We start from the raw sequence: 24,672 nt of genomic DNA on the forward strand, positions 1-24,672 counted from the left end.
CAGCTCGCAGCGCCTGACCGATGCCCAGGCGCAGGTCACCGCCCTGACGCAGAGCGAGCCGAACCTGGCGCCGCCGTGGCTCACGCTCGGCGCGATCGAGCTCGAGCTGAAGCATCCGAAGGAAGCGACCGTCGCTCTCGAGACCTACGTGCGGCTGGTCGAAGGCGGCGCTGCCGTCGGCTCGGGGGGTTCGGCCCCGGCCGCTGCCGACGACGATGGCGACGACGATGTTCCGCCCACCGCCAGCGCCGCCCTGACGCAGGCCTGGCTGCTGCTCGCGCAGGCGGCCGAGCAGCAGCGCGACTTCGCCGCGGCCGAGCGCTGGCTGGCCAAGATCGACAACCCGCAGCGGGCGCTCGAGGTCCAGTCGCGCCGTGCTTCGCTGCTCGCCAAGCAGGGCAAGATGGCCGAGGCGCGCCAGCTGATCCGCCGCGTGCCTGAGCAGACCGTCGCCGATGCGCGCGCCAAGTACGTCGCCGAGGCCGAGTTGCTGCGCGATGCCAAGCAGTGGGCCGAGGCCGACAAGGTGCTGGCGGCGGCGAACAAGGCGTTCCCGAACGACACCGACCTGCTCTACGAGCAGGCGATGGTGGTCGAGAAGATGGACAACGTCGAGGAGATGGAGCGGCTGTTGCGCAAGGTGATCGAGCTCAAGCCGAACCATCACCATGCCTACAACGCCCTCGGCTATTCGCTCGCCGAGCGCAAGCTCCGCCTGCCCGAGGCACGCAGCCTGATCCAGAAGGCGCTCGAGCTGAGCCCGGGCGAGCCCTTCATCACCGACAGCCTCGGCTGGGTCGAGTACCGGATGGGCAATCGCGAAGAAGCGATCCGGATCCTGCGTACCGCCTACCAGGCCCGGCCCGACCCGGAGATCGCCGCGCACCTCGGCGAGGTGCTGTGGAGCGTCGGCCAGACCGAGGAGGCTCGCAAGATCTGGCGCGAGGGCCGGTCGCGCGATTCCACCAACGACGTCCTGCGGGAGACGCTCGCCCGGCTCCGGGTCGACCTGTGATCCGGCGCGGCGTGGGGCCGCGTGTGGCGACCGCTTCCTGCCGATGACGCGTCTTCTCGTCAGTCTTCTTGCCGCATTGCTCCTGGCCGGCTGCGCCAGCCTCGAGCCGGCCGTGCCGATCACCGGCGGCGACACGTTCGCCGGTCGGCTGAGCGTGCGGGTCGAGCCGATCGGCTCGGCGCCGGCCCGTTCCCTCGCCGCCGCCTTCGACCTGCGCGGCACCGCTTCAGCCGGCTCGCTCGGCCTTTCCAGCCCGCTCGGCAGCATGCTGGCGCAGGCCCGCTGGCAGCCGGGCTCGGTGGTCCTGGTCACGCCACAGGGCAGCCGCCGCTTCACCGATCTCGACGCTCTGACCCGGGAGGTTCTCGGCGAGAGCGTGCCGATCGAGGCCTGGTTCGACTGGCTGCACGGCCGGCCCTGGCCCGGGGCGGCCAGCACGCCGCAGGCCACGGCGGCCGGCTTCGACCAACTCGGCTGGACGGTCGACCTCTCCCGCTTCGCCACCGGCGCGGTCTCGGCCACCCGGCGCGAGCCGCTGCCGCCGGTCGGCGTGCGGATCCAACTCGACGGCTCGTGAGCGACCGGTCATGAGCCTGGCGGCCCTCTACGACGTGCCAGCGCCGGCCAAGCTGAACCTGTTCCTGCACGTCGTCGGCCGGCGTGCCGACGGCTACCACTTGATCGATTCGCTGATGCTGCCGATCGACTGGTGCGACACCCTCCATTTCGAGCGCCGCGACGACGCCCGCCTCGCCCGGCACGATCTGGGGGAACCGCTCCCGGCCGACGACCTCTGCCTGCGCGCTGCTCGGGCCCTGCAGCAGGCGTCCGGAACGCCGCTCGGCGCCGACATCTCGATCGAGAAGCGCCTGCCCTCGGGTGCCGGGCTCGGCGGGGGCAGCTCCGACGCCGCCACCACCCTGCTGGCGCTCAACCGCATCTGGGGCCTGGACTGGCCGCTCGAGCGCCTCCTGCCCATCGGCCTGGCCGTCGGCGCCGACTTGCCGTTCTTCCTCGACGGCCGGCCCGCCCGGGTCGGCGGGATCGGCGAGCGGCTAACCCCGGTGACGCTGCGCCCGGCCTGGTTCGCCGTCGTCAAGCCGGCCGCCGGCCTGGAAACAGCCCGGGTGTTCGGCTCCCCGCAGGTGGCGAAAGCCGTCGAGGCTGCTAGAATCGCGGGCTTTCCCAAGGCCGAACGGCGCTCGTCTGACGGGTCCGCGCTGCCGGGGGAAACCGAGCCGGAACTCGACGACGGTTTCGGGCGAAACGATCTTCAGGCCGCGGCCGAAGCGCTTTGTCCCGAGGTGTCGCGGGCGGTGGCCGGGCTTCAGACGGTGTTCGGCAACGGCCGGATGACCGGTTCGGGAAGCGCGGTCTTCGCCCGGGCGGGCGACGGCCCGGTGCCCTCGGCAGCGATGCCGAGCGATTGGCCACAAGGCTGGTCGAGCCGGATGTGCCGCTCCCTGGAGCGCCATCCGCTCGCGAGCTGGGCCCGGCGGGAAGCGTAAGTTTGAAGGTGCGCAGCGCGAGCTGCGAACCGGTGTAGGGGAGTCGCCAAGCTGGTTAAGGCATCGGATTTTGATTCCGACATGCGAAGGTTCGAATCCTTCTTCCCCTGCCAAAGCTTTACCCAGGAAGCATGGCGCCCGCGCTCCGGGCGCCATGTTTTTTGATCGGACAGGCTTTTTCCAACGAACGACCGCCTCGGAGGCGTGATGCTCTCCTCCAACACCGTGATCTTCACCGGCAATGCGAATCCGGCGCTGGCGCAGGAGATCGCCACCTCGCTCGGGATCGAACTCGGCCGCGCGGCCGTCGGGCGCTTCTCGGACAGCGAGGTCACGGTCGAGATCCAGCAGAACGTGCGTGCGCGCGACATCTTCGTCGTGCAGCCCACCTGCACGCCGACGAACGAGCACCTGATGGAGCTCTTCATCATGGTCGACGCGCTCAAGCGCGCGTCGGCCGGGCGCATCACCGCGGTGATCCCGTACTACGGCTATGCGCGCCAGGACCGCCGCCCGCGCTCGACGCGCGTGCCGATCAGCGCCAAGGTGGTGGCCAACATGCTCGAAGCCGTGGGCGTGAACCGCGTGCTCACGATGGACCTGCACGCCGACCAGATCCAGGGCTTCTTCGACATCCCGGTCGACAACATCTACGCCTCGCCGGTCCTGCTGACCGACGTGAAGTCCAAGAACTACAACGACCTGGTCGTCGTGAGCCCGGACGTGGGTGGCGTGGTGCGCGCCCGCGCGCTGGCCAAGCAGCTCGGCTGCGACCTGGCCATCATCGACAAGCGCCGCCCGAAGGCCAACGTGTCGGAAGTGATGCACGTGATCGGCGAGATCGACGGCCGCAACTGCGTGATCATGGACGACATGATCGACACCGCCGGCACGCTGGTCAAAGCCGCCGAGGTGCTGAAGGAGCGTGGCGCCAAGCATGTGTTCGCCTATTGCACGCACTCGGTGTTCTCCGGCCCGGCGATCGAGCGCATCAAGGGCTCACACCTGGACGAAGTTGTCATCACCAACACCATTCCGCTGAGCGAAGCCGGCCAGGCCTGCAAGAAGATCCGCCAGCTGTCGGTGGCCTTCCTGTTCGCCGAGACAATCCGCCGCATTTCGGACGGGGAGTCGGTGACCTCTTTGTTCTCGGAGCAGAACAACAATTTCTGATCGCGGCCTCCGGGCTTCGATCCGTTTCGTGGCAGTCCTCGGGCTGCCTTTTTCGAATGGGGCAGCCTGGTCGCGGGTGCCCCGACTCATTGGAGAGATTCATGCAATTCACCGCTTTTGAGCGCAATCTGCAGGGGACCGGAGCGAGCCGCCGCCTGCGGAGCGCTGGCAAGGTTCCCGGCATCGTGTTTGGCGCCGGCACCCCCGCCATGATCGAACTCGATCACAACGCCCTGTACTTCGCCCTGAAGAAGGAAGCTTTCCACTCGTCCATCCTGACGATGGAACTGGCCGGCGCGACCACCAAGGTCCTGCTGCGTGACTTCCAGATGCACCCGTGGAAGCAGCAAGTCCTGCACGTGGACTTCCAGCGCGTGGACGAAACCACCCGCCTGCACAAGAAGGTGCCGCTGCACTTCTCGGGCGAAGAAAACTCGGTCGCCGTGAAGACCGACAAGTGCGTGGTCAGCCACGTCCTGACCGAAGTCGAGATCGAATGCCTGGCCGTTCAGCTGCCGGAATTCATCGCCGTCGACTTGAACGGTCTGGTCAAAGGCAAGAGCCTGCACGTGTCTGACCTGGTCCTGCCGACTGGTGTCAAGGTTGTCACGCACGGCAAGAAGGACCCGGTCCTGGTGTCCGTCGCCGAGCCCAAGGTCGAAGAAGAAATCATCGTCGCCCCCGTGGTCGTCGAAGACAAGAAGGGCAAGAAGAAGAAGTGATCCTTCGCGGGATCCGCAACTTCTTCGGCTCGCCGACAAAAAGCCCCGCAGTGCGGGGCTTTTTTCATGGGCATTCGCCAGAGATCGTCGGCTTCAGAGCAGCGTGTCGGCATGCGTCATCGGCAGGTTCAGCGCTGCGGCCACCGGTGCGCAGGTGACCTTGCCTGCCGCCACGTTCAGGCCGGCCTTCAGGTGCGGGCTCTCGCGCATCGCCTGCTGCCAGCCCAGGTCGGCCAGTGCCAGGCCGTGGCCGATGGTGGCGTTGTTCAGCGCGAAGGTCGAGGTGCGGGCCACGGCGCCGGGCATGTTGGCCACGCAGTAGTGCACCACGTCGTCGACCACGAAGGTGGGCTCGGCGTGCGTGGTCGGGTGCGAGGTTTCGAAGCAGCCGCCCTGGTCGATGGCCACGTCCACCAGCACCGCACCCTTTTTCATGCAGCGCACCATGGGCCGGGTCACGAGCTTGGGCGCCGCGGCGCCAGGGATCAGCACGCCGCCGATCACCAGGTCCGACTCCAGCACCTTTTCCTCCAGCGCCTGGGCGCTGGAATACAGCGTCTTGATGCGGTTGCCGAACACGAGGTCCAGCTGGCGCAGCCGCTCGACGTTCTTGTCCAGCACCGTGACCCGCGCGCCCATGCCCACGGCCATCTGCAGCGCATGCGTGCCGACCACGCCCGCGCCAATGATCAGCACGTGCGCGGGCTCTACGCCCGGCACGCCGCCCAGCAGCACGCCCATGCCGCCCTTGGACTTCTCCAGGTGCGCAGCACCCGCCTGGATGCTCATGCGCCCGGCCACCTCGCTCATCGGCGCCAGCAGCGGCAGGCCGCCTTGCGGGCCGGTGATGGTCTCGTAGGCGATGCAGATGGCGCCCGAGCGCAGCAGTGCGGCGGTCTGCTCCGGGTCCGGCGCCAGGTGCAGGTAGGTGTAGAGGATCTGGCCTTCGCGCAGCATCGCGCACTCGGCCGGCTGCGGCTCCTTGACCTTGACGATCATCTCGGCCCGGGCGAAGACCTCAGCCGCCTCCTTGAGCAGCGTGGCGCCGGCGGCGGCGTAGTGCTCGTCCGCCAGGCCAATGGACGCGCCCGCGCCACTCTGCACGAACACCTCGTGCCCGCGGGCCGCGAACTCGCGCACGCTGGCCGGCGTCAAGCCGACGCGGTATTCATGGTTCTTGATCTCCTTGGGTACACCGACACGCATGGCTTGTCTCCTTGTTGTGTTGGGAACCTGAGCATTTGGAAACAGCCGCGAGCGCTTGACCAGCGGCATCGCCAAGTCTCCAGCGCCATAAGCCGTGCTGATGGGCCGCGGCGCTGGCGATGACGCTGCGCCGAAAGCTCGGGTAACACCGCCCCAGGCTGGGCGGAGTCGCCGTTACATTAGCCGACCTGATGAACGCCCCGGCCCGCCTGCAATGAACGCCCTGGACCCTGCTGGCCTGGACTGCCTGGCCGCGCTGGCCGAGGCCGGCAGCTTCGACAAGGCCGCGCAGCTGCTGGCCATCACCCAGTCGGCCGTGTCGCAGCGGCTGCGCTCGCTGGAAAGCCATGTCGGCCACCTGCTGGTGGTGCGGGCTCGGCCACTGCGGCTGACCGAGCCCGGCAAGGTGCTGCTGCGCTACGCCAGGCAGATGCAGGCGCTGCGCGCCGATGCCGCGCGCGAGCTGGGCGCCACGCTGGGCCGCGAGGAGCGGCTGCCGATTGCGGTCAATGCCGACAGCCTGGCCACCTGGGTGCTGCCGGCGCTGGACCCGCTGGTGCGCGCCGGCCAGCGCCAGGGCTACGGCGTAGAGCTGATCGTCGACGACCAGGACTTCACGCACGACTGGCTGCGCCAAGGCGAGGTGCTGGGCTGCGTGAGCACCGTCTCGCAGGCCCTGCGCGGCTGCGCCTGCCAGCCGCTGGGCCGCATGCGCTACGTGGCGGCGGCCAGCCCGGCCTTCATTGCCAAGGCGCTGCCGGACGGGCTGCACGCCGGCAACTTCGCCCACCTGCCCTTCATCGTCTTCAACCGCAAGGACGACATGCAGGCGCAGTGGGTCTCGCAGGCCTTTGGCGTGCGCGAGCCGAGGCTGAAGGAGCGCTACGTGCCCAGCAGCGAAGCTGGCGCACGCGCCGCGGCGATGGGCTGGGGCATTGCGGTGCTGCCGGAGCTGCTGGCCAAGCCGATGATGGACGACGGCCGGCTCGCGCCGCTGAAGCCAGAGATCACATTGGATGTGGCGCTGTACTGGCACCAATGGAAGCTCAGCGCCGAGCAGGGCCAGGGGCCTGCGTCGCCCGCCAGCCTGATGGACCAGATCGGCCATGCGCTGCTTCGGGGCGCCGGTGCGGTGCTCGCCGCGCCAGCACCGGCGGCAGTGGCCTCGCCGGATAATGCCGCCCCATGATTCGACTGATCGTGGGCCTGGGCAATCCCGGGACGGAATACGAAGACACCCGGCACAACGCCGGTTTCTGGTGGGTGGACCAGGCCGCACGGCAACTCGGCGGCAGCCTGCAGCCAGACCGGGCCTACCACGGCATGGTGGCGCGGGTGAACGGCGCCGCAGCCGACGGCAGCCCCGTCTGGCTGCTGCAGCCCATGACCTACATGAACCTCTCGGGCAAGTCGGTCGCGCCGCTGGCGCGCTTCTTCAAGATCCTGCCCGGCGAGATCCTGGTCGTGCACGACGAACTGGACGTTCCGCCCGGCCAGATGAAGCTGAAGCTGGGCGGCGGCAATGGCGGCCACAACGGGCTGAAAGACATCCAGGCCCAGCTCGGCAGCGGTGACTTCTGGCGCCTGCGGCTGGGCATTGGCCACCCGGGCGTGAAGAGCGAGGTCGCGGCGTACGTGCTGCGCAAGCCGCCGCAGGCCGAGCGCGAGGGAATCGAGAAAATGATCGACGACTCGCTGGCCACGCTGCCACTGATGCTGGCCGGCAGCATGGACAAGGCGATGGCGAAGATCCACGCAAAACCGCCAAGGCCCAAGCCGCCGCGCCCCGAACCGGCCGCCGGCAAACCCGAACTGCCGCCCGCATCCCCACCTGTGGGTGAATGACAGACCGTCGGCGGCGCGGAAAAATCCGCCGCTGAGGGATGTTTCAAAAACAGGGAGGACAGATGATGCGCAACCCATGCTTGAGCCTGCTGGCCATCGCGGCCGGGCTGTTGACCGCCGCCAGCGGCAGCCAGGCAGCGATGATCTACCGCTGCGGCCAGACCTACCAGCAAGTGCCATGCGAAGGCGGCAAGGCCATCAGCACGGCGCCGGCACCCAGCGATGAACAGCGTCGCCAGGCCCAGGAGCGGGCGGATGCCGAGCAGCACCTGGCCGACCAGCTGACCGACGATCGCCACCGCCAGGAAGCGGCTGACGCCAAGGCACGCGCCCAAGACGATGCCGCCGGGGAGCATGCACGCAAGGCCGCCGCGAAGTCCGCGAAGAAGGAAGCCGAAGCCGGCGAGCCGGTCGTGCTGGCCTGCCCCAGCCCGGTCTACGTGGAACTTGCGCCGGGCGAGAAGAAGAAAAGCGGCAAGTCGAAGTCGGGCTGCCCGACCGTGGTGTACGTGCCGTCCTCCGCCAAACCGGCCGCGTCCGCGGCGGTGGTGGCGCAGCAACCCGCGCCCAAGAAGAAGTAGCGCTTCAGCCCTGCGAGCCCGTCGGCAGCGGCTCGCCGGGCCGCAGCGCCAGCGCCACCAGGTTCAGGTACTTGCGGTGCAGCTGGTCCTGGGTTTCAACATGCTCGGGATTGATCGGAATGCACTCCACCGGGCAAACCTGCACGCACTGCGGCTCGCCGAAGTGGCCGACGCATTCGGTGCACTTGGCGGGGTCGATGACGTAATACAGCTCGCCCATCGAGATCGCCTCGTTGGGGCATTCGGGCTCGCAGACGTCGCAGTTGATGCACTCATCGGTGATCATCAACGCCATCTCAGCGCTCCAGTGCAGTCGTCGTTCGGTTTCATGCGTCCTTCGTTCGGGCGACCCGTTCCTTGAGCCGCTCCAGCACCGAAGGTGCCACAAACTTGGAGACATCGCCGCCGAGGGTGGCAATCTCGCGCACAAAAGTACCGCTGACGAACTGGTACTGGTCGCTGGGCGTGAGGAACAGCGTTTCGACGTCCGGCATCAGCTGGCGGTTCATGCCGGCCATCTGGAACTCGTATTCGAAATCGCTCACCGCACGCAGCCCACGCACGACGACGCGGCCGCCCTTGTCGACCACAAAGTCGCGCAGCAGTCCGCTGAAGGGAATCACTTCGACGTTCGGGTAGGGCCGCGCCAACTCGGTCGCAATCTCCAGCCGCTCTTCTGCGGAGAACATCGTGCGCTTGTGGTGGCCGGCCGCAACCGCGAGGATCAGCCTGTCGAACAGCTTGCTGGCCCGGCGCATCAGGTCCTGGTGGCCCAGCGTCATCGGGTCGAAAGTGCCAGGGTAGACGGCGGTGACGGAGGTGGTGGCGCTCATCGGGTCAGTCCTTCAAGGCAGGAAACGACTTCAGGCGGGCTGCTCGGCGACACGCTGCAGCAGCGCATGGTGCACCGCGCCGGCACGGCCCTGGCGGTACAGCACCAGGCCGGCCGGCAGCGGCTCGGCCAAAGCTTCGCCGGACTCGACGTAGACAAAACCATCCGGCACCACGACACGCGCCGCGGCCAGCAGGGCCGGCGCCAGCAGCACGCTGTCGAACGGTGGATCCAGCAACACCAGTTCCAGGCTTTGCGGCGCCGCACCGCGCAACCAGGCCAGCGCATCGCCGCGCTGCACGCGCAACACGGCTTCAGCCTTGAGGCGGATGCGGGAGGCATTCAACGACGTGACCAGCGCCGCGTCCTGCTCCATCAGCAGCACTTCGGCGGCGCCGCGCGACGCCGCCTCGAAACCCAGCGCGCCGGTGCCGGCAAATGCGTCCAGCACGCGCCAGCCGCTCAAGTCCTGGCCCAGCCAGTTGAACAGGGTTTCGCGCACGCGGTCGGGCGTGGGCCGCAGGCCTGGTTTGTCGGCCACCGGCAGCAGGCTGCGCCGCCATTGGCCGCCGACGATGCGAACCTCGTGCCTTGCATTCGGCGCGCCTTTTGCAGCGGCCCGCTTGAGCGGCGCGGCCGGCGGCTTACCGCGCTTTGGAGCGGACTTGGTCACCGGGGGCTTCATGCGGGCCTCACTGGCACGCCGGCCTGTGCCAGCCGGGCCTTGGCCTGGCCGACGGTGAACTCACCGTAATGGAAGATGCTGGCGGCCAGCACCGCGTCGGCACCGCCGATCTGGATGCCTTCGACCAGGTGCTCCAGCGCGCCGACGCCGCCCGAGGCGATCACCGGCACCGGCACGGCGTCGGAGACCGCACGGGTCAGCGCCAGGTCGAAGCCGCTCTTGGTGCCGTCGCGGTCCATGCTGGTCAGCAGGATCTCGCCCGCGCCCAGCGCCGCCATGCGGGTTGCCCATTCAACGGCATCCAGCCCGGTGTTCTTGCGCCCGCCGTGGCTGTAGACATCCCAGCCGGGGCCTTTGGCGGCCAGTTCGTCGCCCACGCGGCGCTTGGCGTCGATGGCGACGACGATGGCCTGCGCGCCGTACTTGTCGGACGCATCGCGGATGACCTGCGGATTGGCGATGGCAGCGGAGTTGAAGCTGACCTTGTCGGCCCCGGCATTCAACAGCCGACGCACGTCTTCCACCGCACGCACGCCACCGCCCACCGTCAGCGGAATGAACACCTGCGACGCGACCGCCTCGATGATGGGCAGGATCAGGTCACGGCCATCGCTGGTCGCGGTGATGTCCAGGAAGGTCAGTTCGTCGGCGCCCTGCTCGTTGTAGCGCGCGGCGATCTCGACCGGGTCCCCGGCGTCTCGCAACTCGACGAAGTTGACGCCTTTGACGACACGGCCGCCGGTGACGTCCAGGCAGGGAATGATTCGTTTGGCGAGCATGTGCCGATTGTCACAGATGCCCGACGATCAAGGCCGCGGCCATGACACAACGGGCTGTTACCCATCGCCGCGGCCAGGCGCGAAAAATCGTCGTCACCAGCCGCCGGCTGGCCCCTCATTCCAAGGAGACCATGATGGCAAAGAAGATCCTGATGCTGTGCGGCGACTACGGCGAAGACTACGAAACCATGGTGCCGTTCCAGGCACTGCAGGCCGTGGGCCACACGGTGCACGCGGTGGCGCCGGACAAGAAGGCCGGCGACACGGTGATCCTGGCGATCCATGACTTCGAAGGCGCGCAGACCTACAGCGAAAAGCCTGGCCACCGTTTTGCGCTGAATGCGACCTTTGCCGACGTGAAGCCCGAGCAGTACGACGCACTGGTGATTCCCGGCGGCCGTGCACCCGAGTACCTGCGCATGAACGCCCGCGTGGTCGAGATCACCCGGCACTTCCTGAAGGCCGACAAGCCCATCGCCGCGGTCTGCCACGGCGCGCAGCTGCTGGCCGCCACCGGCATGATCAAGGGCCGCATCGTCTCGGCCTACCCGGCCTGCCAGGTGGAAGTGGAACTGGCAGGCGCCGAGTACAAGGGCATTGCGATGGACGCGGCCGTCACCGACCGCAACCTGGTCACCGCGCCCGCCTGGCCGGCGCACCCGGCCTGGATCTCGCAGTTCCTCACCGTGCTGGGCACCCGCATCAGCCTGTGAAAACCGCCTGCCGGCCTGCTGACCCGCCGGCCGGCAGGGACCCGATTGAAGCGGCGCGGCGGGCGGCGTAGAGTCTCCTGGCTCAGGCACAAAGCCAAGCGCGGCATCAACAAAGGGTTCTTCGATGTGCGAAATCTTCATCGGCGCCGATCCCGAGGGCTATGACAGCCGCACGCGTTCGGTGCGGCTGCATGGCGTGGTCACCAGCATCCGGCTGGAAAACCTGTTCTGGGACGTGCTGGAAGAGATTGCCGGGCGCGACGGCATGGGCGTGGTGCAGCTGATCGAAAAGCTCTATGACGAGTTGATCGCCGCCCGCGGCGAAGCCGGCAATTTCGCGTCGTTCCTGCGGGTCAGCGCGCTGCGCTACGAGGCGCTGCTGGCGCACCAGGGCATTCCGGCGGACACCCGCGTGCCGATCCGCACGCTGAACCCGCAGCAGGTGCTGCAGGCGCTGCCGCCGCACTGGCGCGGCAGTTCAGCGGCGGGTGTTCAGACCACGTCCTTCAGCGCGTCGGCCCGGGCTTGCGCGGCGGCGAAGTCCAGCGCGCCGGTGTAGATCGAGCGGCCGCAGATCACGCCTTCCACGCCTTCGCTTTCGACGGCGCAGAGCGCGTCGATGTCGCCCATGCCGGCCAGGCCACCAGAGGCGATGACCGGGATGCTGAGCGCCTGCGCCAGCTTCACCGTGGCTTCGATGTTGATGCCGGTCAGCATGCCATCGCGGCCGATGTCGGTGTAGATGATGCCTTCGACGCCGTAGTCCTCGAACTTCTTCGCCAGGTCCACCACCTCGTGGCCGGTCAGCTTGCTCCAGCCATCGGTGGCGACCTTGCCGTCCTTGGCATCCAGGCCGACGATGATGTGGCCGCCGAAGGCCGAGCAGGCATCGCGCAGGAAACCGGGGCTCTTCACCGCGGCCGTGCCGATGATGACAAAGCTCAGCCCGTCATCCAGGTAACGCTCGATGGTGTCCAGGTCGCGGATGCCGCCGCCCAGTTGCACGGGGATGTCGGCGCCCACCTCCTTCAGGATGGCCTTGATTGCGCCCTCGTTGATTGGCTTGCCGGCAAATGCGCCGTTCAGGTCCACCAGGTGCAGGCGCCGGGCGCCGGCCTCCAGCCAGCGTCTGGCCATTGCGGCCGGGTCCTCGCCAAAAGTGGTGGAAACATTCATGTCGCCTTGTTGGAGGCGGACGCATTGACCGTCTTTCAGATCGATCGCAGGGATCAGCAGCATGGCTCCGTGAGCACGAGTGAAAAATCGAAGCGGGATCCCGGAGGTGCAAACTGCCGCCAACGGGTGCGGATCGGGCGCCGGCACCAAAGCCGGTCAGGGGATCCAGTGCAAGAAGTTGCGGTACAGCGCCAACCCGTGGGCCGCACTTTTTTCTGGATGGAACTGCGTGGCAAAAATATTATCGTCAGCGACGGCGCAGGTAAAGCGTTTGCCGTAATCGGCAGCGCCCGCAATGTGGCGCGAGGCTGACGGCGCCGCATAGTAGCTGTGCACGAAGTAGAAGTACGCGCCGTCCGGCACGCCCGCCCAGATCGGGTGCGCCGCCCCGTCATGCGCCTGCTGCCAGACCTGGTTCCAGCCCATTTGCGGCACCTTGTAGCGGCTGCCGTCGGGTTGCAGGCGACCGGCCAGCTCGAATCGGTGCACCTGGCCGGGGATCAGGCCCAGGCCCGGCGTGTCCTGCTCGTCGGAATGGTCCAGCAGCATCTGCATGCCCACGCACACGCCCATCAGCGGCTTGCTGCGGGCGGCTTCCAGCACGGCTTCCTGCAGCCCCGAGTCGCGCAGCTCGCGCATGCAGTCGCGCATCGCCCCCTGGCCCGGCAGCACCACGCGCTCGGCAGCGCGCACGTCCTCAGGGCGCGAGGTGACGATCACGTCGAATCCGCTGTCGGCTGCGACATGCTGCACCGCCTGCGAGACCGAGCGCAAATTGCCCATCCCGTAGTCGACAACGGCTACTGTTTTGGCCCCTCGGCGAACGGGTACGTTCGCCGATCCCCCAAGGGGATGCGAGCCGGCTTGGGACGGCCCGGCGCTCGGCCCGCTCTGCGCGCTCACAGCGTCCCCTTCGTGGAAGGAATCATGCCGGCCGAGCGCGGATCCAGCGTCATCGCCAGGCGCAGCGCGCGGCCGAAGGCCTTGAAGATGGTCTCGCACTGGTGGTGCGCGTTGTGGCCCTTCAGGTTGTCCACGTGCAGGCTCACGAGTGCGTGATTGACGAAGCCCTGGAAAAACTCGAAGGTCAGTTGCGTGTCGAAGGCGCCGATGCTGCCGGCCGTGAACTTCACGTCCATCGCCAGCCCGGGCCGGCCAGAAAAGTCGACCACGACCCGCGACAGCGCTTCGTCCAGCGGCACGTAGCTGTGGCCGTAACGGGTCAAGCCCTTCTTGTCGCCCACCGCCTGGGCAACTGCCATGCCCAGCGTGATGCCCACGTCCTCCACCGTGTGGTGGCCGTCAATGTGCAGGTCGCCTTGGGCCTCGATGTCCAGGTCGATCAACCCATGGCGGGCGATCTGGTCCAGCATGTGGTCGAAAAAGCCGATGCCGGTGTTCAGCCTGGCCTGGCCGGAGCCATCCAGGTTGACGCGCACGCGGATCTGGGTTTCCTTGGTGTTGCGCTGCACCTCGGCAATGCGGGCGGGAGAGTCGCTCATCGGGCTCATGGGTTTGAAGGGGTCAATCTTGCAGTGCTTCGCGCAGGGCCGCCAGCATCAACTGGTTTTCTTCCGGCGTGCCCACGGTGATGCGCAGGCAGTTGGCCAGCAGCGGATGCAGCGCCGAAACGTTCTTGACCAGGATCTTGCGCGCTTTCAGGCCGTCGAAGGTCTTCTTCGCATCCGGCACCCGCACCAGCACCATGTTGGCCTCGCTGGGGAAGGGCTGCAGCTCAGGCATCGCGCTCAGCGCGGCAAAGATCAGCTCGCGCTCGGCGCGGATCACCGCTGCCTGGCGCGCGTATTCGTCGGCATGTTCCAGCGCGAACAGCGCCGCCTCGCAGTTCAGCACGCTGATGTTGAATGGCGGGCGCAGCTTGTCGATCTCGGCGATCAGCGGCTGGCGGCCGATCAGGTAGCCGATGCGCACGCCGGCCAGGCCGAACTTGCTCATCGTGCGCATCAGCAGCACGTGCTCGTGGCGCTTCAAACGGTCCAGCGAATCACGCGAGGCAAACGGCTGGTAGGCCTCGTCCATCACCACGAGGCCCGGTGCTGCTTCGATGATGGCCTCGATGACATCGTCATCCCACAGGCTGGCCGTCGGGTTGTTCGGGTAGGCCAGCCAGACCAGCGCCGGCTGGTGCTCGCGCACGGCAGCGAGCATGGACTGGCCGTCGAGCTGGAAGTCGGCCGTCAGCGGCACGCCGACGAACTTCAGCCCCTGCAGCTTCGCGCTCATCTCGTACATCACGAAGCCCGGCAGCGGTGCCAGCACCACGTTGCCCGGCACGTCGGCCGCCAGCGTCAGCAGGCTGATCAACTCGTCCGAGCCGTTGCCCAGCATGATGTCGTTGCCGGCCGGCATCTGCGCATGGCGCGCCAGTTCGCTCCTCAGCACCTCGCCACGCTCGGCCGGATAGCGGTTCAACGCCACCTCGGCCAGCCGCTCGCCCAGCCGGCGGCGCAGTTCCGCTGGCAGGCCAAACGGGTTCTCCATCGTGTCCACCTTCACCATGCCGGCGCTGGGCTGCACGGCATAGCCATGCATGCCTTGCACGTCGGCACGGAGGTAGCGGGTCATGCGGTCAGGCAGGGAAGCGGTCATCAGGCGAGGTCCTTGGCCCAGGCGGGGGCTGGCGCATCCAGCAGTTCGGGGCCGACGAGGAAAGGATTGACGATCATCACGCCGTCGATCAATTGATCCTGCGGCATGTCTTCGGAGAGCACGTAGCGACAGCCCTGGTGCTGGGCGGAAGCGACGATCAGCGCGTCCCAATAGCCCAGTCCGTAGCGGCTCTCGATGGCCCAGGCGGTTTCCACCGTGGCCTGATCCGCCGCCCACGGCTTCCAGTGCTGGTAGCGGCGCACCACGGCGCGCGCATCGCCGGCCGCATTGGCCGACGAGAACTTCTTGCGGGCGTGGAAATAAAACTCGTTGAGCACCTGGGTGCTGACGCGGCCACAGCGCCGCGTCCAGCAGGCGGCGATCCAGGCGCGCGCCTGGTCGCGCTTGGCCGGGTCCAGGTCATCCACCGCATGCAGCAACAGGTGGCTGTCGACCAGCACGGTGACCGACGGCGGACTGCTCATTCGGCGCCCCGATCCGCAGGCGCCTGCCGCTTCGGATATTGCCCATCCGACTTGCCGAAACTCTCGAAGTCCAGCACCTCACGCATCGCTCGCACATACGCGTCGTCATGCCGCATCTTCTCAGCCAGCATCTCGCCGATCAGCCGCGAGACGCTGGTGTTGCGCCTGGCCGCTTCCATGCGCGCCCAGTCGGCCACTGCGTCTTCCATCGTGACGGTCACGTTTTTCATCGCGAACAAAGAATAACACGAAGTTCGTGCTGCACGAAGTTCGTGGCGCCCAACTTGTCAGAAGAACCGGCCAGGATCAGAATACACACATCCCTGTACACACAAACATCATGAGCACCTTGGCCAGCCGCGTCTTCATGAATGGCAACAGCCAGGCGGTGCGCATCCCGCAGGAATTCCGGCTGGACACGCAACGCGTGGAAATCACCCGTACCGCCAATGGCGACCTGCTGATCCATCCGCTGCCTGAAGCGCGAGGTCAGGCCTTGCTGCGCGCGCTCGATGGCTTCGACGCCGACATGGCAGATGCCCTTGTCGCAGCGCTGGCGGACGACACACCGCAACCCGTGCAGGAGCGGGAGCCACTGTGACCCGCTACATGCTGGACACCAACATCCTGATCTACTTGATCAAGCACAAGCCGGCGTCGGTGGTGGAACGGGTCAATGCCCTCGCGAGCAACGACAGCCTGTGCATGTCCTTCGTCACCTGGGCCGAATTGCTCAAGGGGGCCGCAGGCAGCACACGCGCGGCTGAGGTGCGCCAGCGGCTGGATGCCCTGGCGCGGGAAGTGCCGGTGCTGCTCGGCCTGCAGTCCGGCCTGTGCGAACACTACGCAACCCAGGCCTTGCGACTGAAGACGGCCGGCACGCCGATTGGTGCCAATGACCTGTGGATCGCCTGTCACGCACTCAGCGAAAAGGCCACGCTGGTGACCAACAACCTGCGCGAGTTCGAGCGCATCGAAGGCCTGGCGCTGGAGAACTGGGCCGCCTGAACCGCCCGCGCGCAGATCAGCGCTTGATCAGCCGCATCTCAGCCGCCCGCGCATGGCCCTGCAGGCCTTCGCCATACGCCAGCTCAGCCGCAATCACCCCCAGCACCTGCGCGCTCTGCTCGCTGACCTCGATCAGGCTGCTGCGCTTCTGGAAGTCGTAGGTGCCGAGCGGGGACGAGAAGCGGGCGGTACCGGCCGTGGGCAGCACGTGGTTGGGGCCGGCGCAGTAGTCGCCCAGGCTTTCGCTGGTGAAGGCGCCGAGGAAGATGGCGCCGGCGTGCCGGAGCAGCGGTTCCCAGCGGTGCGGGTCGGCGCTGGAGACTTCCAGGTGCTCGGGCGCGATGCGGTTGCTGATCTCGCAGGCTTCTTCCATCGAGCGGGTGTGGATCAGCGCACCGCGGCCTTCGAGGCTGGCGCGGATCACGGCCTGGCGCGGCATTTCGGGCAACAAGCGCTCGATGGCGGCGCGCACCTGGTCCAGGTAGCCGGCGTCCGGACACAGCAGGATGCTCTGCGCCAGTTCGTCGTGCTCGGCCTGGCTGAACAGGTCCATCGCGACCCAGTCGGCCGGCGTCGTGCCATCGGCCAGCACCAGGATCTCGCTGGGACCGGCGATCATGTCGATGCCGACCTGGCCGAAAACGCGGCGCTTGGCACTGGCCACATAGGCGTTGCCGGGGCCGGTGACCTTGTCGACGCCAGGAATCGTCGCGGTGCCGTAGGCCAACGCGGCCACGGCTTGCGCACCACCGACAGTGAACACGCGGTGCACGCCGGCCACGTAGGCGGCAGCCAGCACCAGCGGGTTCTTTTCACCTCTTGGCGTGGGCACGACCATGATGATTTCGCCGACGCTGGCCACATGGGCCGGAATCGCGTTCATCAGCACCGAGGACGGATAGGCCGCCTTGCCGCCCGGCACATAGATGCCCACGCGGTCCAGCGGCGTGACCTTCTGGCCCAGCAGCGTGCCGTCTTCATCGCGGTACTGCCAGCTCTGGCCGGAGGCCTGCAGCTGGCGCTCGTGGTAGCTGCGCACACGCTCGGCAGCGGCCTGCAGCGCGCTGCGCTGCGCAGGCGTGATGGCCTCGAACGCGGCTTTCAGCTCTTCGCGCGTCAGCTCCAGCGCGGCGACCGATTCGGCCTGCACGCCGTCGAAGCGCGCGGTGTATTCGAGCACCGCGGCGTCGCCACGCTGCTGCACGTCCGCCAGGATCTCGGCCACGCGCTGCTCGATGGCCGCATCCGCATCGGCCGACCAATGGCGCAGCCGGGCGAACTCGGTTTCGAAGTCGGCGGCGGTGGTGGCGAGCGGGCGCAGGTTCAGGGCGGGCATGGCGAATTCAAGCTGGAATGGCAGCGGCGAAGGTGTCGATCAGCGGGCGCAGCAGGTCGCGCTTGAGCTTCAGCGCGGCCTGGTTGACGACCAGGCGCGACGAAATCTCCATGATGCGTTCGACCTCGACCAGGTGGTTGGCCTTCAGCGTCGAGCCGGTCGAGACCAGGTCGACGATGGCATCGGCCAGCCCGGTCAGCGGCGCGAGCTCCATCGAGCCGTAGAGCTTGATGAGGTCCACGTGCACGCCCTTGTCGGCAAAGTGCTGGCGGGCGACCTCGGTGTACTTGGTGGCCACGCGGATGCGCGAGCCCTGTTTCACCGCACTGGCGTAGTCGAAGTCATCGCGCACCGCCACGCTCATGCGGCACTTGGCGATGTTCAGGTCCAGCGGCTGGTACAGGCCTTCGCCGCCATGCTCCAGCAGCACGTCCTTGCCGGCCACGCCCAGGTCGGCGCCGCCGTACTGCACGTAGGTCGGCACGTCGGTGGCGCGCACCAGCACCACGCGCACGTCGTCGCGATTGGTCGGCAGGATCAGCTTGCGGCTTTTTTCCGGGTCTTCGGTGACGCGGATGCCAGCCGCCGCCAGCAGCGGCAGCGTCTCTTCGAAGATGCGGCCCTTGGAGAGTGCGAGGGTCAGCATGTCAGGACACTCTTTCAATGTCGGCGCCGATGCCGCGCAGCTTGGCTTCCATGCGGTCGTAGCCGCGGTCCAGGTGGTAGATGCGGTCCACCGTGGTGTCGCCCTCGGCCAGCAGGCCGGCGATGACCAGGCTGGCCGAGGCGCGCAGGTCGGTCTCCATCACGGTGGCGCCGGACAGGCGCTGGACACCGGTGACCATCGCGGTGTGGCCGTCGACGGTGATCTTCGCGCCCAGGCGGACCAGCTCGTTGACGTGCATGAAGCGGTTCTCGAAGATGGTCTCGCTGATCTTCGCGGCGCCATCGGCCACGCAGTTCACTGCCATGAACTGGGCCTGCATGTCGGTCGGGAAGGCTGGGTACTCGCTGGTGCGGAAGCTCACGGCCTTGGGCCGTGCGTCGGCCTGCACGCGGATCCAGTCAGCACCCGCGCTGATGGTGGCGCCGGCTTCGCGCAGCTTGTCGATCACTGCGCCCAGGTGGTCGGCACGGGCGCTCTTCAGCGTCACGTCCCCACCGGTGGCGGCCACGGCGCAGAGGAAGGTGCCGGCCTCGATGCGGTCCGGGATGATGCGGTGGCCAAGCACGCCGTTGACCATCGGCGCATGCAGCTTCTCCACGCCCTGGATCACGATGCGCGCGCTGCCGTGGCCTTCGATCTTCGCGCCCATGGCGATCAGCATCTCGGCCAGGTCGGGGATCTCAGGCTCCTGCGCGGCGTTTTCCAGCACCGTTTCACCCTCGGCCAGCACCGCGGCCATCAGCAGGTTTTCGGTGCCGGTCACGGTGACCATGTCGGTCGTGATGCGGGCACCGCGCAGCCGGCGCTGGCCAGCCGCATTCAATGGGGCCTGGGCCTTGATGTCACCGTGCTCGACGACGATCTCGGCGCCCATCGCCTGCAGGCCCTTGATGTGCTGGTCCACCGGCCGCGAGCCGATGGCGCAGCCGCCGGGCAGGGACACGGTGGCCGTACCGAAGCGCGCCAGCAGCGGGCCCAGCACCAGGATGGACGCGCGCATGGTCTTCACCAGCTCATAGGGCGCGACGGTGGTGGTGATCTGGCTGGCGTCGATGCGCACCTGGTCGGTCGCGGTGTCCGAACGCTCGGCGGTGGCGCCCAGCTGGCGCAGCACCTTCAGCGTGGTGGCCACGTCCTGCAGCTTGGGCACGTTGGTCAGCAGCACCGGCTCAGGCGACAGCAGCGCGGCGCACAGTTCGGGCAGCGCGGCATTCTTGGCGCCGGAGATCAGCACCTCGCCCTGCAGGCGGCGGCCGCCGCGGATCAGAAGTTTGTCCATGATGGTGGTTCTCGTGAGGCGGGCACGCTGCTGGGGCAGACCGGCCACATCGCCTTCGCGACGCCACCAACGTCTGCCCGCGGCCAGCTGGCCCGCGGGCAGGTTCAATGGCGGTGCTCGGCGGGCGCTTGCAGCCCGGCTTCGGGGCCTTGTGCGGCCCATTCGGCGGGGGTCAGGGTCTTCATCGACAGGGCGTGGATCTCCGCCCGCATGCGATCCCCCAGCGCCGCATACACACGCTGGTGGCGGCGCACGCGGGGCAGTCCGTCGAATTCGGCGGACACGATGGTGGCGTAGAAGTGCTGGCCGTCGCCCTGCACTTCCAGGTGCTCGCAGCCGAGACCGGCGGCGATGTACGCGTGCAACTGGGCGGGGGTGGGATTGGCCATGATGGGCGCGATTATCGCCGAGGCGGGATCAACACGGTTCAGTTGCGGAGCTTGTAGCCAGACTTCAGCAGTCGAAGCGTCAGTGCCGAAACCGCAATGAACGCGCCGCCCACCACGGCCAGGCTGATCCACGGCGACACGTCGCTGACGCCGAAGAAGCCGTGGCGGAAGCCGTCGATCATGTAGAAAAACGGGTTGAAGTGGCTGATCACCAGCCATACGCTGGGCAGCGACTGCACCGAGTAGAAAACCCCGGCCAGCATGGTCATCGGCATCACCAGGAAGTTCTGGAAGGCCGCCATCTGGTCGAACTTCTCGGCCCACAGCCCGGCGATCAGCCCCAGCGCACCCATCAGCGCGGCGCCCAGCACAGCGAACACCAGCACCCACAGCCCGTTGACCAGCCCCGGCGGCGAGAACCACACCGTGACCACCAGCACGCCCAGGCCCACGGCCAGGCCGCGCACGATGGACGCGCCGACGTAGGCGATGAACCAGGCCCAGTGCGACAGCGGGCTGACCAGCAGGAACACCAGGTTGCCGGAAATCTTGCTCTGGATCAGGCTGGAGGAGGTGTTCGCAAAGGCGTTCTGTAACACGCTCATCATCACCAGGCCGGGGATCAGGAACGCGGTGTAGCCGACGCGGCCGTAGACCAGCACATGGTCCTGCAGCGCATGGCCGAAGATCAGCAGGTACAGCACGGCGGTCAGCACCGGCGCGCCCACCGTCTGGAAGGCGACTTTCCAGAAGCGCAGCACTTCCTTGCGGAACAGCGTGCCGGTGCCGTCCAGCACATGAGGCGGCGGCGGCGAGGTGTCGACCGGCTTCATACGGCCACCTTCAGCGCCTGCGAGGCCGGGACGGCATCGGTTTTCATGATGTTCAGGAACACGTCTTCCAGGTCGGCACGACCGATCTCCAGGTCTTCCACCCGCACGCCGGCGGCGCGCAGCCGGGCCAGCACGGTTTCCACTTCGCTCGCGTCGCGCGCGGCGATCTGCGCGATGCGGCCGGTCACACGCGCCTGCGCAGCCAGGTCGGCCGGCAGCGCGTCATCGGTCTTGAAGCGCAGCATGCTGACGGCCGTGGCGGCCAGCAGGTCGGTGGTGCGCTCCAGCGCCACCAGCCGGCCGCTCTTCAGCATGCCGATGCGGTGGCACAGCGCCTCGGCTTCTTCAAGGTAATGCGTGGTCAGCAGCACCGTGGCGCCTTCGCGGTTCAGCTGGGCGACGAAATGCCACAGCGTCTGGCGCAGCTCGACGTCGACGCCAGCGGTCGGCTCGTCCAGCACGATGACCGGCGGCCGATGCACCAGCGCCTGCGCCACCAGCACCCGGCGCTTCATGCCGCCGGAGAGCTGGCGCATGTTGGCGTGGGCCTTGTCGGCCAAGCCCAGGCCGGCGAGCAGCTCGTCGATCCAGTCGTCGTTGTCCTTCACGCCGAAGTAGCCGCTCTGGATGCGCAGGCATTCGCGCACCGAGAAAAACGGGTCGAACACCAGCTCCTGCGGCACGATGCCCAGTGCCCGGCGAGCGCGTGCGTAGTCGTCGACCACGTCATGGCCCATGACCTTGACCCGGCCTTCGGTGGCGCGAGCCAGCCCGGCGAGGATGCTGATCAAGGTGGTCTTGCCGGCGCCGTTGGGCCCCAGCAAGCCGAAGAATTCGCCTTGCGCAATGTCGAAGGACACCCCGTCAAGCGCACGAAATGCACCGCGGGCGCCTTGGTAGGTCTTCGCGACGCCCTGGAAGGAGACAGCTGGCATGGGGCGCGATTGTAGGGAGCCGCAGCAAAGGCCCGGGTCCGGCAGGGCGCCGGCTTTTGTGCATACCGCACGGCCCCGATTTTGGCCGCTTCGGTCACCGGCGCGGCAGGGCCGCGTCGTTAAGATCCGGCGCGTCACAAGCCTGCGAAAAGTCGCGGGCAAGCCAGCCAAAAAGGAGAACTCCGATGTCCGATCTCAAGACCGAATTCGAAACCGCGGTGGCAGAGAGCAAGCAGCTGCCGGAAAAGCCGGACAACATGACGCTGCTGAAGATCTACGCGCTGTACAAGCAGGCCAGCACTGGCGACGTGGACAGCGAGCGCCCCGGCATGACCGACTTCGTCGGCCGCGCCAAGTGGGACGCCTGGAACGGCCTCAAGGGCCAGACGCCCGAGCAGGCGATGCAGGCCTACATCGACCTGATCGAGTCGCTGAAGTAAACCATTTGAATTCGCCGCATTGCATCGGCCGGGAAGCGCAACGTGGCGTGATCTGCGTCCACCGATGGGGGCTCGCAAAGCCGGTGGCGCCAAACCGCTCAGCCGCCCAGCAGCAGCTTCTCCGGCCTGAGCTGCCACTGCAAGGTCGCGGTGCCGCGGCGCAGCGTCAGGTCGGGCAGCGTGCCAGGGCGCGGCGGTGTCGCGTGACCGAAACAGCGTCCGGGTTCGAGGGCCATGGCGCGAGGGTGGCGCAATGGCCGGCGGCAGCGATGGGCCCTGGCGTTCCGTCGCAGGGCCGGCGGTTCAGGCGTCGCCACGCAGGATGGCGTCGTCGATCGCGGCGAGCAGGTCGCCTTGGTGGAAGGGCTTGGCGATGCGGCGGAACCAGTGGACCGGCTCGCCGTCGAACGTGGGCATGGCTTCGGAACCCGCGCTGATCGCGATCACCGGAATGTGAGCGGTGCGCGGGTCGCCCGCCAGCTGCTGCAACGCTTCGCGGCCGGTCAGTTCGGGCATGCGGTTGTCCATCAGGATGACCTGCGGCGCATGGGCCAGTGCCAGCGCCACGCCTTCGCGCCCGTTGCTGGCGGTGATGAGCCGCAGGTCTGGCCTGTGTTCAAGCAGCGCCCGCACCAGGCCCTGGCTGGGCAGGTCGTCTTCCACCAGCAGCACGGTGCGTTCGGGCCGCATGCCGGGCTGCGCGCTGGCCGGAGCGGCGGCGGAGTTCGGCGCCGGGGCGCGAGGCGCGACCGCGCTGCCCGCCAGTTCGAACCAGAAGCAGCTGCCCACGCCGGGCTGGCTGTCCACGCCGATGCGGCCGCCCATCAGCTCCACAAGGTGCCGGGTGACGACCAGGCCCAGCCCGGTGCCCTCCACCGCGTCCGGCCCCTGGCTGGAACGGCCCAGGCGATTGAAGGCCTCGAACAGCTGGGTGACCTGCTCCGGCTGCAGCCCCGGCCCGCCGTCCCGCACGTCGATGCGAACGTGCTCGGCCCCCGAGGGCCGCACCCGCACATCCAGCGCGCCACCGGGCCGGTTGTACTTGATGGCGTTGGACAACAGGTTCAGCAGCACCTGCTTGAGCCGCGTGCGGTCCGCCACCACGGCGAGCGTCGCCGCCGGCAGCTCGAAATGCGTGCGCAGGCCGCGTGCCTGGGCCTGCGGCATGACCATGACCTGGCACTCGGCGAGCAGCTCGCCAAGCGGCAGGCTCTGCAGGTCGAGTTGCAGCTTGCCGGCCTCGATCTGCGCCAGGTTGAGCAGTTCGCTGACCAGCGTCAGCAGGTGCTCGCCCGCCTTGTGGATGTGGGCATTGAAGACGGCCTGGCGATCGGGCGGGAAGCCATGGTTGGGCAGCGCCAGCAGCTGCGAAAAACCCATGATGGCGTTCAGCGGCGTGCGCAGCTCATGGCTCATGCGACTCAGGAACTCGCTTTTGGCCTGGTTGGCGCGTTGGGCCGTGCGGGTGGCGGCCACCAACTCGCGGTTGGACGCCTCCAGCTGCGCGGTGCGCACGGCCACCCGGGCTTCCAGTTGCTCATTGAGGCCACGCATCGCGGCTTCGACGGCCTTCTGCACGGTCACGTCCTGCAAGGTGCTGAACCAGCGCAGGCCGCCGCCCACCTCGGCCGCATCCTCGAGCGGTTCGATGACCTGCGCCACCTGCACGACTTCACCATCGGCGCGCACCAGGCGGTATTCCAGCTCGACCTTGGCGCGGGTGCGCGCCGCCTCGAGGCTGGCACTGCGGTAGGCGGCACGGTCGTCGGCATGCACCAGGCGATTCATCCAGTCGCGCGTCGTGCGGGGCATGTCCGGGTCGATGCAACCGGCCAACACCGGCAAGGTGTCGGACCATCGCTCGAAGGCACCCTCGGGGCCTGTCACGACGTGGCTGAGCCTGGCCATGACCTGGGCTCGGCGCAGCCCGGCCTCCCGCTCGCGCAAGGCAGCCTCCGCCTGCACCCGCAGCGTCACATCCAGCGGCGCCACGAAGCGGGCGGTGCGGCCTGCGTACACCAGCTCATGCGACGTGATCTCGACATAGATCAGCCGCCCATCCCTGAGCCGGTGGCGCCACACACCGCTGTTGAAGACCTCGGCCGGCGTGAGCCGAACCGAGTGCTCCACCGCGAGCACGTCTTCCGGCGGCCGGATGTCGCGGATGGTCATCGCCAGGAACTCGTCCCGCGTGTAGCCGTACTTCTGGCAAGCCACCTCGTTGACATCGAGGAAGCTCAGCGTCCGCAGGTCATAGACCCACATCGGCAGAGGGTTGGCTTCAAAGAGCGCCCTGTATCGCTGGGCCTCCGCCCCCTGGGGCGGCGCCTTGACCACCCCGGCGCGCCGGCCACGCAGGGACGTCTTGACGGGCCGCTTCGGCGGCTGGAGAGTTCGAGAGGCCATCGTGTCCATTCCATGCCGGCGCGACGCTGCCCGGCGTGTCACACGTGCA

31 protein-coding genes, 1 tRNA gene and 1 pseudogene are annotated in these 24,672 nt (G+C 67.8%); 14 read left to right on the forward strand and 19 right to left on the reverse strand.

Annotated features, from left to right (window positions below; translation table 11 throughout):
- The 6 genes from ACAH41_RS22340 to ACAH41_RS22365 form a co-directional block, all read left to right on the forward strand.
- A partial coding sequence (locus ACAH41_RS22340) for a tetratricopeptide repeat protein (RefSeq protein WP_370538471.1) occupies positions 1-1,015 on the forward strand: 1,015 nt, incomplete at its 5' end.
- Between the two features lie 43 nt (positions 1,016-1,058).
- A complete protein-coding gene (locus ACAH41_RS22345; protein WP_370538472.1) occupies positions 1,059-1,592 on the forward strand; it encodes a lipoprotein insertase outer membrane protein LolB in 534 nt (177 codons plus the stop codon).
- A 10-nt stretch (positions 1,593-1,602) separates the two neighbouring features.
- On the forward strand, positions 1,603-2,523 hold the full coding sequence (gene ispE, locus ACAH41_RS22350; protein WP_370538473.1) for a 4-(cytidine 5'-diphospho)-2-C-methyl-D-erythritol kinase: 921 nt from the start codon (positions 1,603-1,605) through the stop codon (positions 2,521-2,523).
- Positions 2,524-2,559: 36 nt separating this feature from the next.
- Positions 2,560-2,636: transfer RNA gene (locus tag ACAH41_RS22355), tRNA-Gln, on the forward strand.
- A gap of 94 nt (positions 2,637-2,730) precedes the next feature.
- Positions 2,731-3,696: a ribose-phosphate pyrophosphokinase gene (locus tag ACAH41_RS22360; RefSeq protein WP_370538474.1), complete on the forward strand. Its 966-nt coding sequence runs from the start codon at positions 2,731-2,733 to the stop codon at positions 3,694-3,696.
- Positions 3,697-3,797: 101 nt separating this feature from the next.
- Positions 3,798-4,418, forward strand: coding sequence for a 50S ribosomal protein L25/general stress protein Ctc (locus tag ACAH41_RS22365; RefSeq protein ID WP_325651473.1), 621 nt, complete (start codon positions 3,798-3,800; stop codon positions 4,416-4,418).
- 93 nt (positions 4,419-4,511) lie between these two features.
- Here the strand turns inward: ACAH41_RS22365 and ald are convergent, their stop codons facing one another.
- Positions 4,512-5,624 (reverse strand): alanine dehydrogenase, encoded by a 1,113-nt coding sequence (ald, locus tag ACAH41_RS22370; protein ID WP_325651475.1) that lies wholly within the window; start codon positions 5,622-5,624, stop codon positions 4,512-4,514.
- A gap of 214 nt (positions 5,625-5,838) precedes the next feature.
- Here ald and ACAH41_RS22375 point away from each other — a divergent pair, with 214 nt between their 5' ends.
- From ACAH41_RS22375 to ACAH41_RS22385, 3 genes are all read left to right on the forward strand, one after another.
- Positions 5,839-6,813, forward strand: coding sequence for a LysR family transcriptional regulator ArgP (locus ACAH41_RS22375; RefSeq protein WP_325651477.1), 975 nt, complete (start codon positions 5,839-5,841; stop codon positions 6,811-6,813).
- Positions 6,810-7,469: an aminoacyl-tRNA hydrolase gene (gene pth / locus ACAH41_RS22380; RefSeq protein WP_325651479.1), complete on the forward strand. Its 660-nt coding sequence runs from the start codon at positions 6,810-6,812 to the stop codon at positions 7,467-7,469. Before ACAH41_RS22375 ends, pth begins: the two co-directional genes overlap by 4 nt.
- 65 nt (positions 7,470-7,534) lie before the next feature.
- Positions 7,535-8,050: a hypothetical protein gene (locus ACAH41_RS22385; RefSeq protein ID WP_325651482.1), complete on the forward strand. Its 516-nt coding sequence runs from the start codon at positions 7,535-7,537 to the stop codon at positions 8,048-8,050.
- Between the two features lie 4 nt (positions 8,051-8,054).
- Here ACAH41_RS22385 and ACAH41_RS22390 read toward each other — a convergent pair whose 3' ends face one another.
- Genes ACAH41_RS22390 through hisF form a run of 4 tightly spaced genes read right to left on the reverse strand, consistent with a single transcriptional unit; the run spans position 8,055 to position 10,346 of the window.
- Positions 8,055-8,345 (reverse strand): YfhL family 4Fe-4S dicluster ferredoxin, encoded by a 291-nt coding sequence (locus ACAH41_RS22390; RefSeq protein WP_325651484.1) that lies wholly within the window; start codon positions 8,343-8,345, stop codon positions 8,055-8,057.
- A gap of 31 nt (positions 8,346-8,376) precedes the next feature.
- Entirely contained in the window at positions 8,377-8,883 is a 507-nt protein-coding gene (gene coaD / locus ACAH41_RS22395; protein ID WP_325651485.1) for a pantetheine-phosphate adenylyltransferase, read from the reverse strand.
- A 30-nt stretch (positions 8,884-8,913) separates the two neighbouring features.
- Positions 8,914-9,567: a 16S rRNA (guanine(966)-N(2))-methyltransferase RsmD gene (gene rsmD, locus ACAH41_RS22400; RefSeq protein WP_325651487.1), complete on the reverse strand. Its 654-nt coding sequence runs from the start codon at positions 9,565-9,567 to the stop codon at positions 8,914-8,916.
- Complete coding sequence (gene hisF / locus ACAH41_RS22405) at positions 9,564-10,346, reverse strand: imidazole glycerol phosphate synthase subunit HisF (protein ID WP_325651488.1); 783 nt, start codon at positions 10,344-10,346, stop codon at positions 9,564-9,566. Before hisF ends, rsmD begins: the two co-directional genes overlap by 4 nt.
- 131 nt (positions 10,347-10,477) lie before the next feature.
- On the opposite strand from hisF, the gene ACAH41_RS22410 reads away from it, so the two are divergent.
- Together ACAH41_RS22410 and ACAH41_RS22415 are read left to right on the forward strand one after the other, a co-directional pair.
- Entirely contained in the window at positions 10,478-11,059 is a 582-nt protein-coding gene (locus ACAH41_RS22410) for a DJ-1/PfpI family protein (RefSeq protein WP_325651490.1), read from the forward strand.
- Between the two features lie 124 nt (positions 11,060-11,183).
- Positions 11,184-11,618: a ribbon-helix-helix domain-containing protein gene (locus ACAH41_RS22415; protein WP_325651492.1), complete on the forward strand. Its 435-nt coding sequence runs from the start codon at positions 11,184-11,186 to the stop codon at positions 11,616-11,618.
- On the opposite strand, the gene hisA is transcribed toward ACAH41_RS22415, so the two are convergent.
- From hisA to ACAH41_RS22445, 6 genes and pseudogenes are all read right to left on the reverse strand, one after another.
- Complete coding sequence (gene hisA, locus ACAH41_RS22420) at positions 11,552-12,298, reverse strand: 1-(5-phosphoribosyl)-5-[(5-phosphoribosylamino)methylideneamino]imidazole-4-carboxamide isomerase (protein WP_325651493.1); 747 nt, start codon at positions 12,296-12,298, stop codon at positions 11,552-11,554. The two genes, ACAH41_RS22415 and hisA, sit on opposite strands and share 67 nt — an antisense overlap.
- Before the next feature lie 93 nt (positions 12,299-12,391).
- A pseudogene (hisH, locus tag ACAH41_RS22425) lies at positions 12,392-13,048 on the reverse strand (imidazole glycerol phosphate synthase subunit HisH); the annotation flags it as partial.
- An 86-nt stretch (positions 13,049-13,134) separates the two neighbouring features.
- The gene (hisB, locus tag ACAH41_RS22430; protein WP_370538475.1) at positions 13,135-13,737 is read right to left on the reverse strand and encodes an imidazoleglycerol-phosphate dehydratase HisB; all 603 of its coding nucleotides are present in this window, start codon (positions 13,735-13,737) and stop codon (positions 13,135-13,137) included.
- Positions 13,738-13,759: 22 nt separating this feature from the next.
- The gene (gene hisC / locus ACAH41_RS22435; protein ID WP_325651496.1) at positions 13,760-14,845 is read right to left on the reverse strand and encodes a histidinol-phosphate transaminase; all 1,086 of its coding nucleotides are present in this window, start codon (positions 14,843-14,845) and stop codon (positions 13,760-13,762) included.
- Entirely contained in the window at positions 14,845-15,330 is a 486-nt protein-coding gene (locus ACAH41_RS22440; RefSeq protein WP_325651498.1) for a PIN domain-containing protein, read from the reverse strand. Before ACAH41_RS22440 ends, hisC begins: the two co-directional genes overlap by 1 nt.
- Positions 15,327-15,560, reverse strand: coding sequence for a CopG family transcriptional regulator (locus ACAH41_RS22445; protein WP_325651500.1), 234 nt, complete (start codon positions 15,558-15,560; stop codon positions 15,327-15,329). Before ACAH41_RS22445 ends, ACAH41_RS22440 begins: the two co-directional genes overlap by 4 nt.
- 110 nt (positions 15,561-15,670) lie before the next feature.
- On the opposite strand from ACAH41_RS22445, the gene ACAH41_RS22450 reads away from it, so the two are divergent.
- Both ACAH41_RS22450 and ACAH41_RS22455 read left to right on the forward strand, forming a co-directional pair.
- Positions 15,671-15,931, forward strand: a complete 261-nt coding sequence (locus tag ACAH41_RS22450; RefSeq protein ID WP_325651502.1) for an AbrB/MazE/SpoVT family DNA-binding domain-containing protein — start codon at positions 15,671-15,673, stop codon at positions 15,929-15,931.
- Positions 15,928-16,338, forward strand: a complete 411-nt coding sequence (locus tag ACAH41_RS22455; protein WP_325651504.1) for a type II toxin-antitoxin system VapC family toxin — start codon at positions 15,928-15,930, stop codon at positions 16,336-16,338. The genes ACAH41_RS22450 and ACAH41_RS22455 overlap by 4 nt, the downstream gene beginning before the upstream one ends.
- A gap of 16 nt (positions 16,339-16,354) precedes the next feature.
- Here the strand turns inward: ACAH41_RS22455 and hisD are convergent, their stop codons facing one another.
- From hisD to ACAH41_RS22485, 6 genes are all read right to left on the reverse strand, one after another.
- Positions 16,355-17,674: a histidinol dehydrogenase gene (gene hisD, locus ACAH41_RS22460; protein ID WP_325651506.1), complete on the reverse strand. Its 1,320-nt coding sequence runs from the start codon at positions 17,672-17,674 to the stop codon at positions 16,355-16,357.
- 7 nt (positions 17,675-17,681) lie between these two features.
- Positions 17,682-18,320: an ATP phosphoribosyltransferase gene (gene hisG, locus ACAH41_RS22465; protein ID WP_325651508.1), complete on the reverse strand. Its 639-nt coding sequence runs from the start codon at positions 18,318-18,320 to the stop codon at positions 17,682-17,684.
- Position 18,321: 1 nt separating this feature from the next.
- Positions 18,322-19,620, reverse strand: coding sequence for a UDP-N-acetylglucosamine 1-carboxyvinyltransferase (gene murA / locus ACAH41_RS22470; RefSeq protein WP_370538476.1), 1,299 nt, complete (start codon positions 19,618-19,620; stop codon positions 18,322-18,324).
- Between the two features lie 104 nt (positions 19,621-19,724).
- Positions 19,725-20,009 (reverse strand): BolA family protein, encoded by a 285-nt coding sequence (locus ACAH41_RS22475; protein ID WP_325651510.1) that lies wholly within the window; start codon positions 20,007-20,009, stop codon positions 19,725-19,727.
- Positions 20,010-20,047: 38 nt separating this feature from the next.
- Complete coding sequence (locus ACAH41_RS22480; protein WP_370538477.1) at positions 20,048-20,842, reverse strand: ABC transporter permease; 795 nt, start codon at positions 20,840-20,842, stop codon at positions 20,048-20,050.
- Positions 20,839-21,777: an ABC transporter ATP-binding protein gene (locus ACAH41_RS22485; RefSeq protein WP_325651513.1), complete on the reverse strand. Its 939-nt coding sequence runs from the start codon at positions 21,775-21,777 to the stop codon at positions 20,839-20,841. The genes ACAH41_RS22480 and ACAH41_RS22485 overlap by 4 nt, the downstream gene beginning before the upstream one ends.
- A gap of 185 nt (positions 21,778-21,962) precedes the next feature.
- Between ACAH41_RS22485 and ACAH41_RS22490 the strand changes: the two genes are divergently transcribed.
- Complete coding sequence (locus tag ACAH41_RS22490) at positions 21,963-22,217, forward strand: acyl-CoA-binding protein (protein WP_325651514.1); 255 nt, start codon at positions 21,963-21,965, stop codon at positions 22,215-22,217.
- A gap of 98 nt (positions 22,218-22,315) precedes the next feature.
- On the opposite strand, the gene ACAH41_RS22495 is transcribed toward ACAH41_RS22490, so the two are convergent.
- The gene (locus ACAH41_RS22495; protein ID WP_325651516.1) at positions 22,316-22,453 is read right to left on the reverse strand and encodes a hypothetical protein; all 138 of its coding nucleotides are present in this window, start codon (positions 22,451-22,453) and stop codon (positions 22,316-22,318) included.
- A gap of 67 nt (positions 22,454-22,520) precedes the next feature.
- Entirely contained in the window at positions 22,521-24,632 is a 2,112-nt protein-coding gene (locus ACAH41_RS22500) for an ATP-binding protein (RefSeq protein WP_325651518.1), read from the reverse strand.
- Positions 24,633-24,672: the final 40 nt, after the last annotated feature.

Origin of the sequence: Ideonella sp. (assembly GCF_041287625.1) — a bacterium.
Lineage (GTDB): Bacteria > Pseudomonadota > Gammaproteobacteria > Burkholderiales > Burkholderiaceae_C > Ideonella.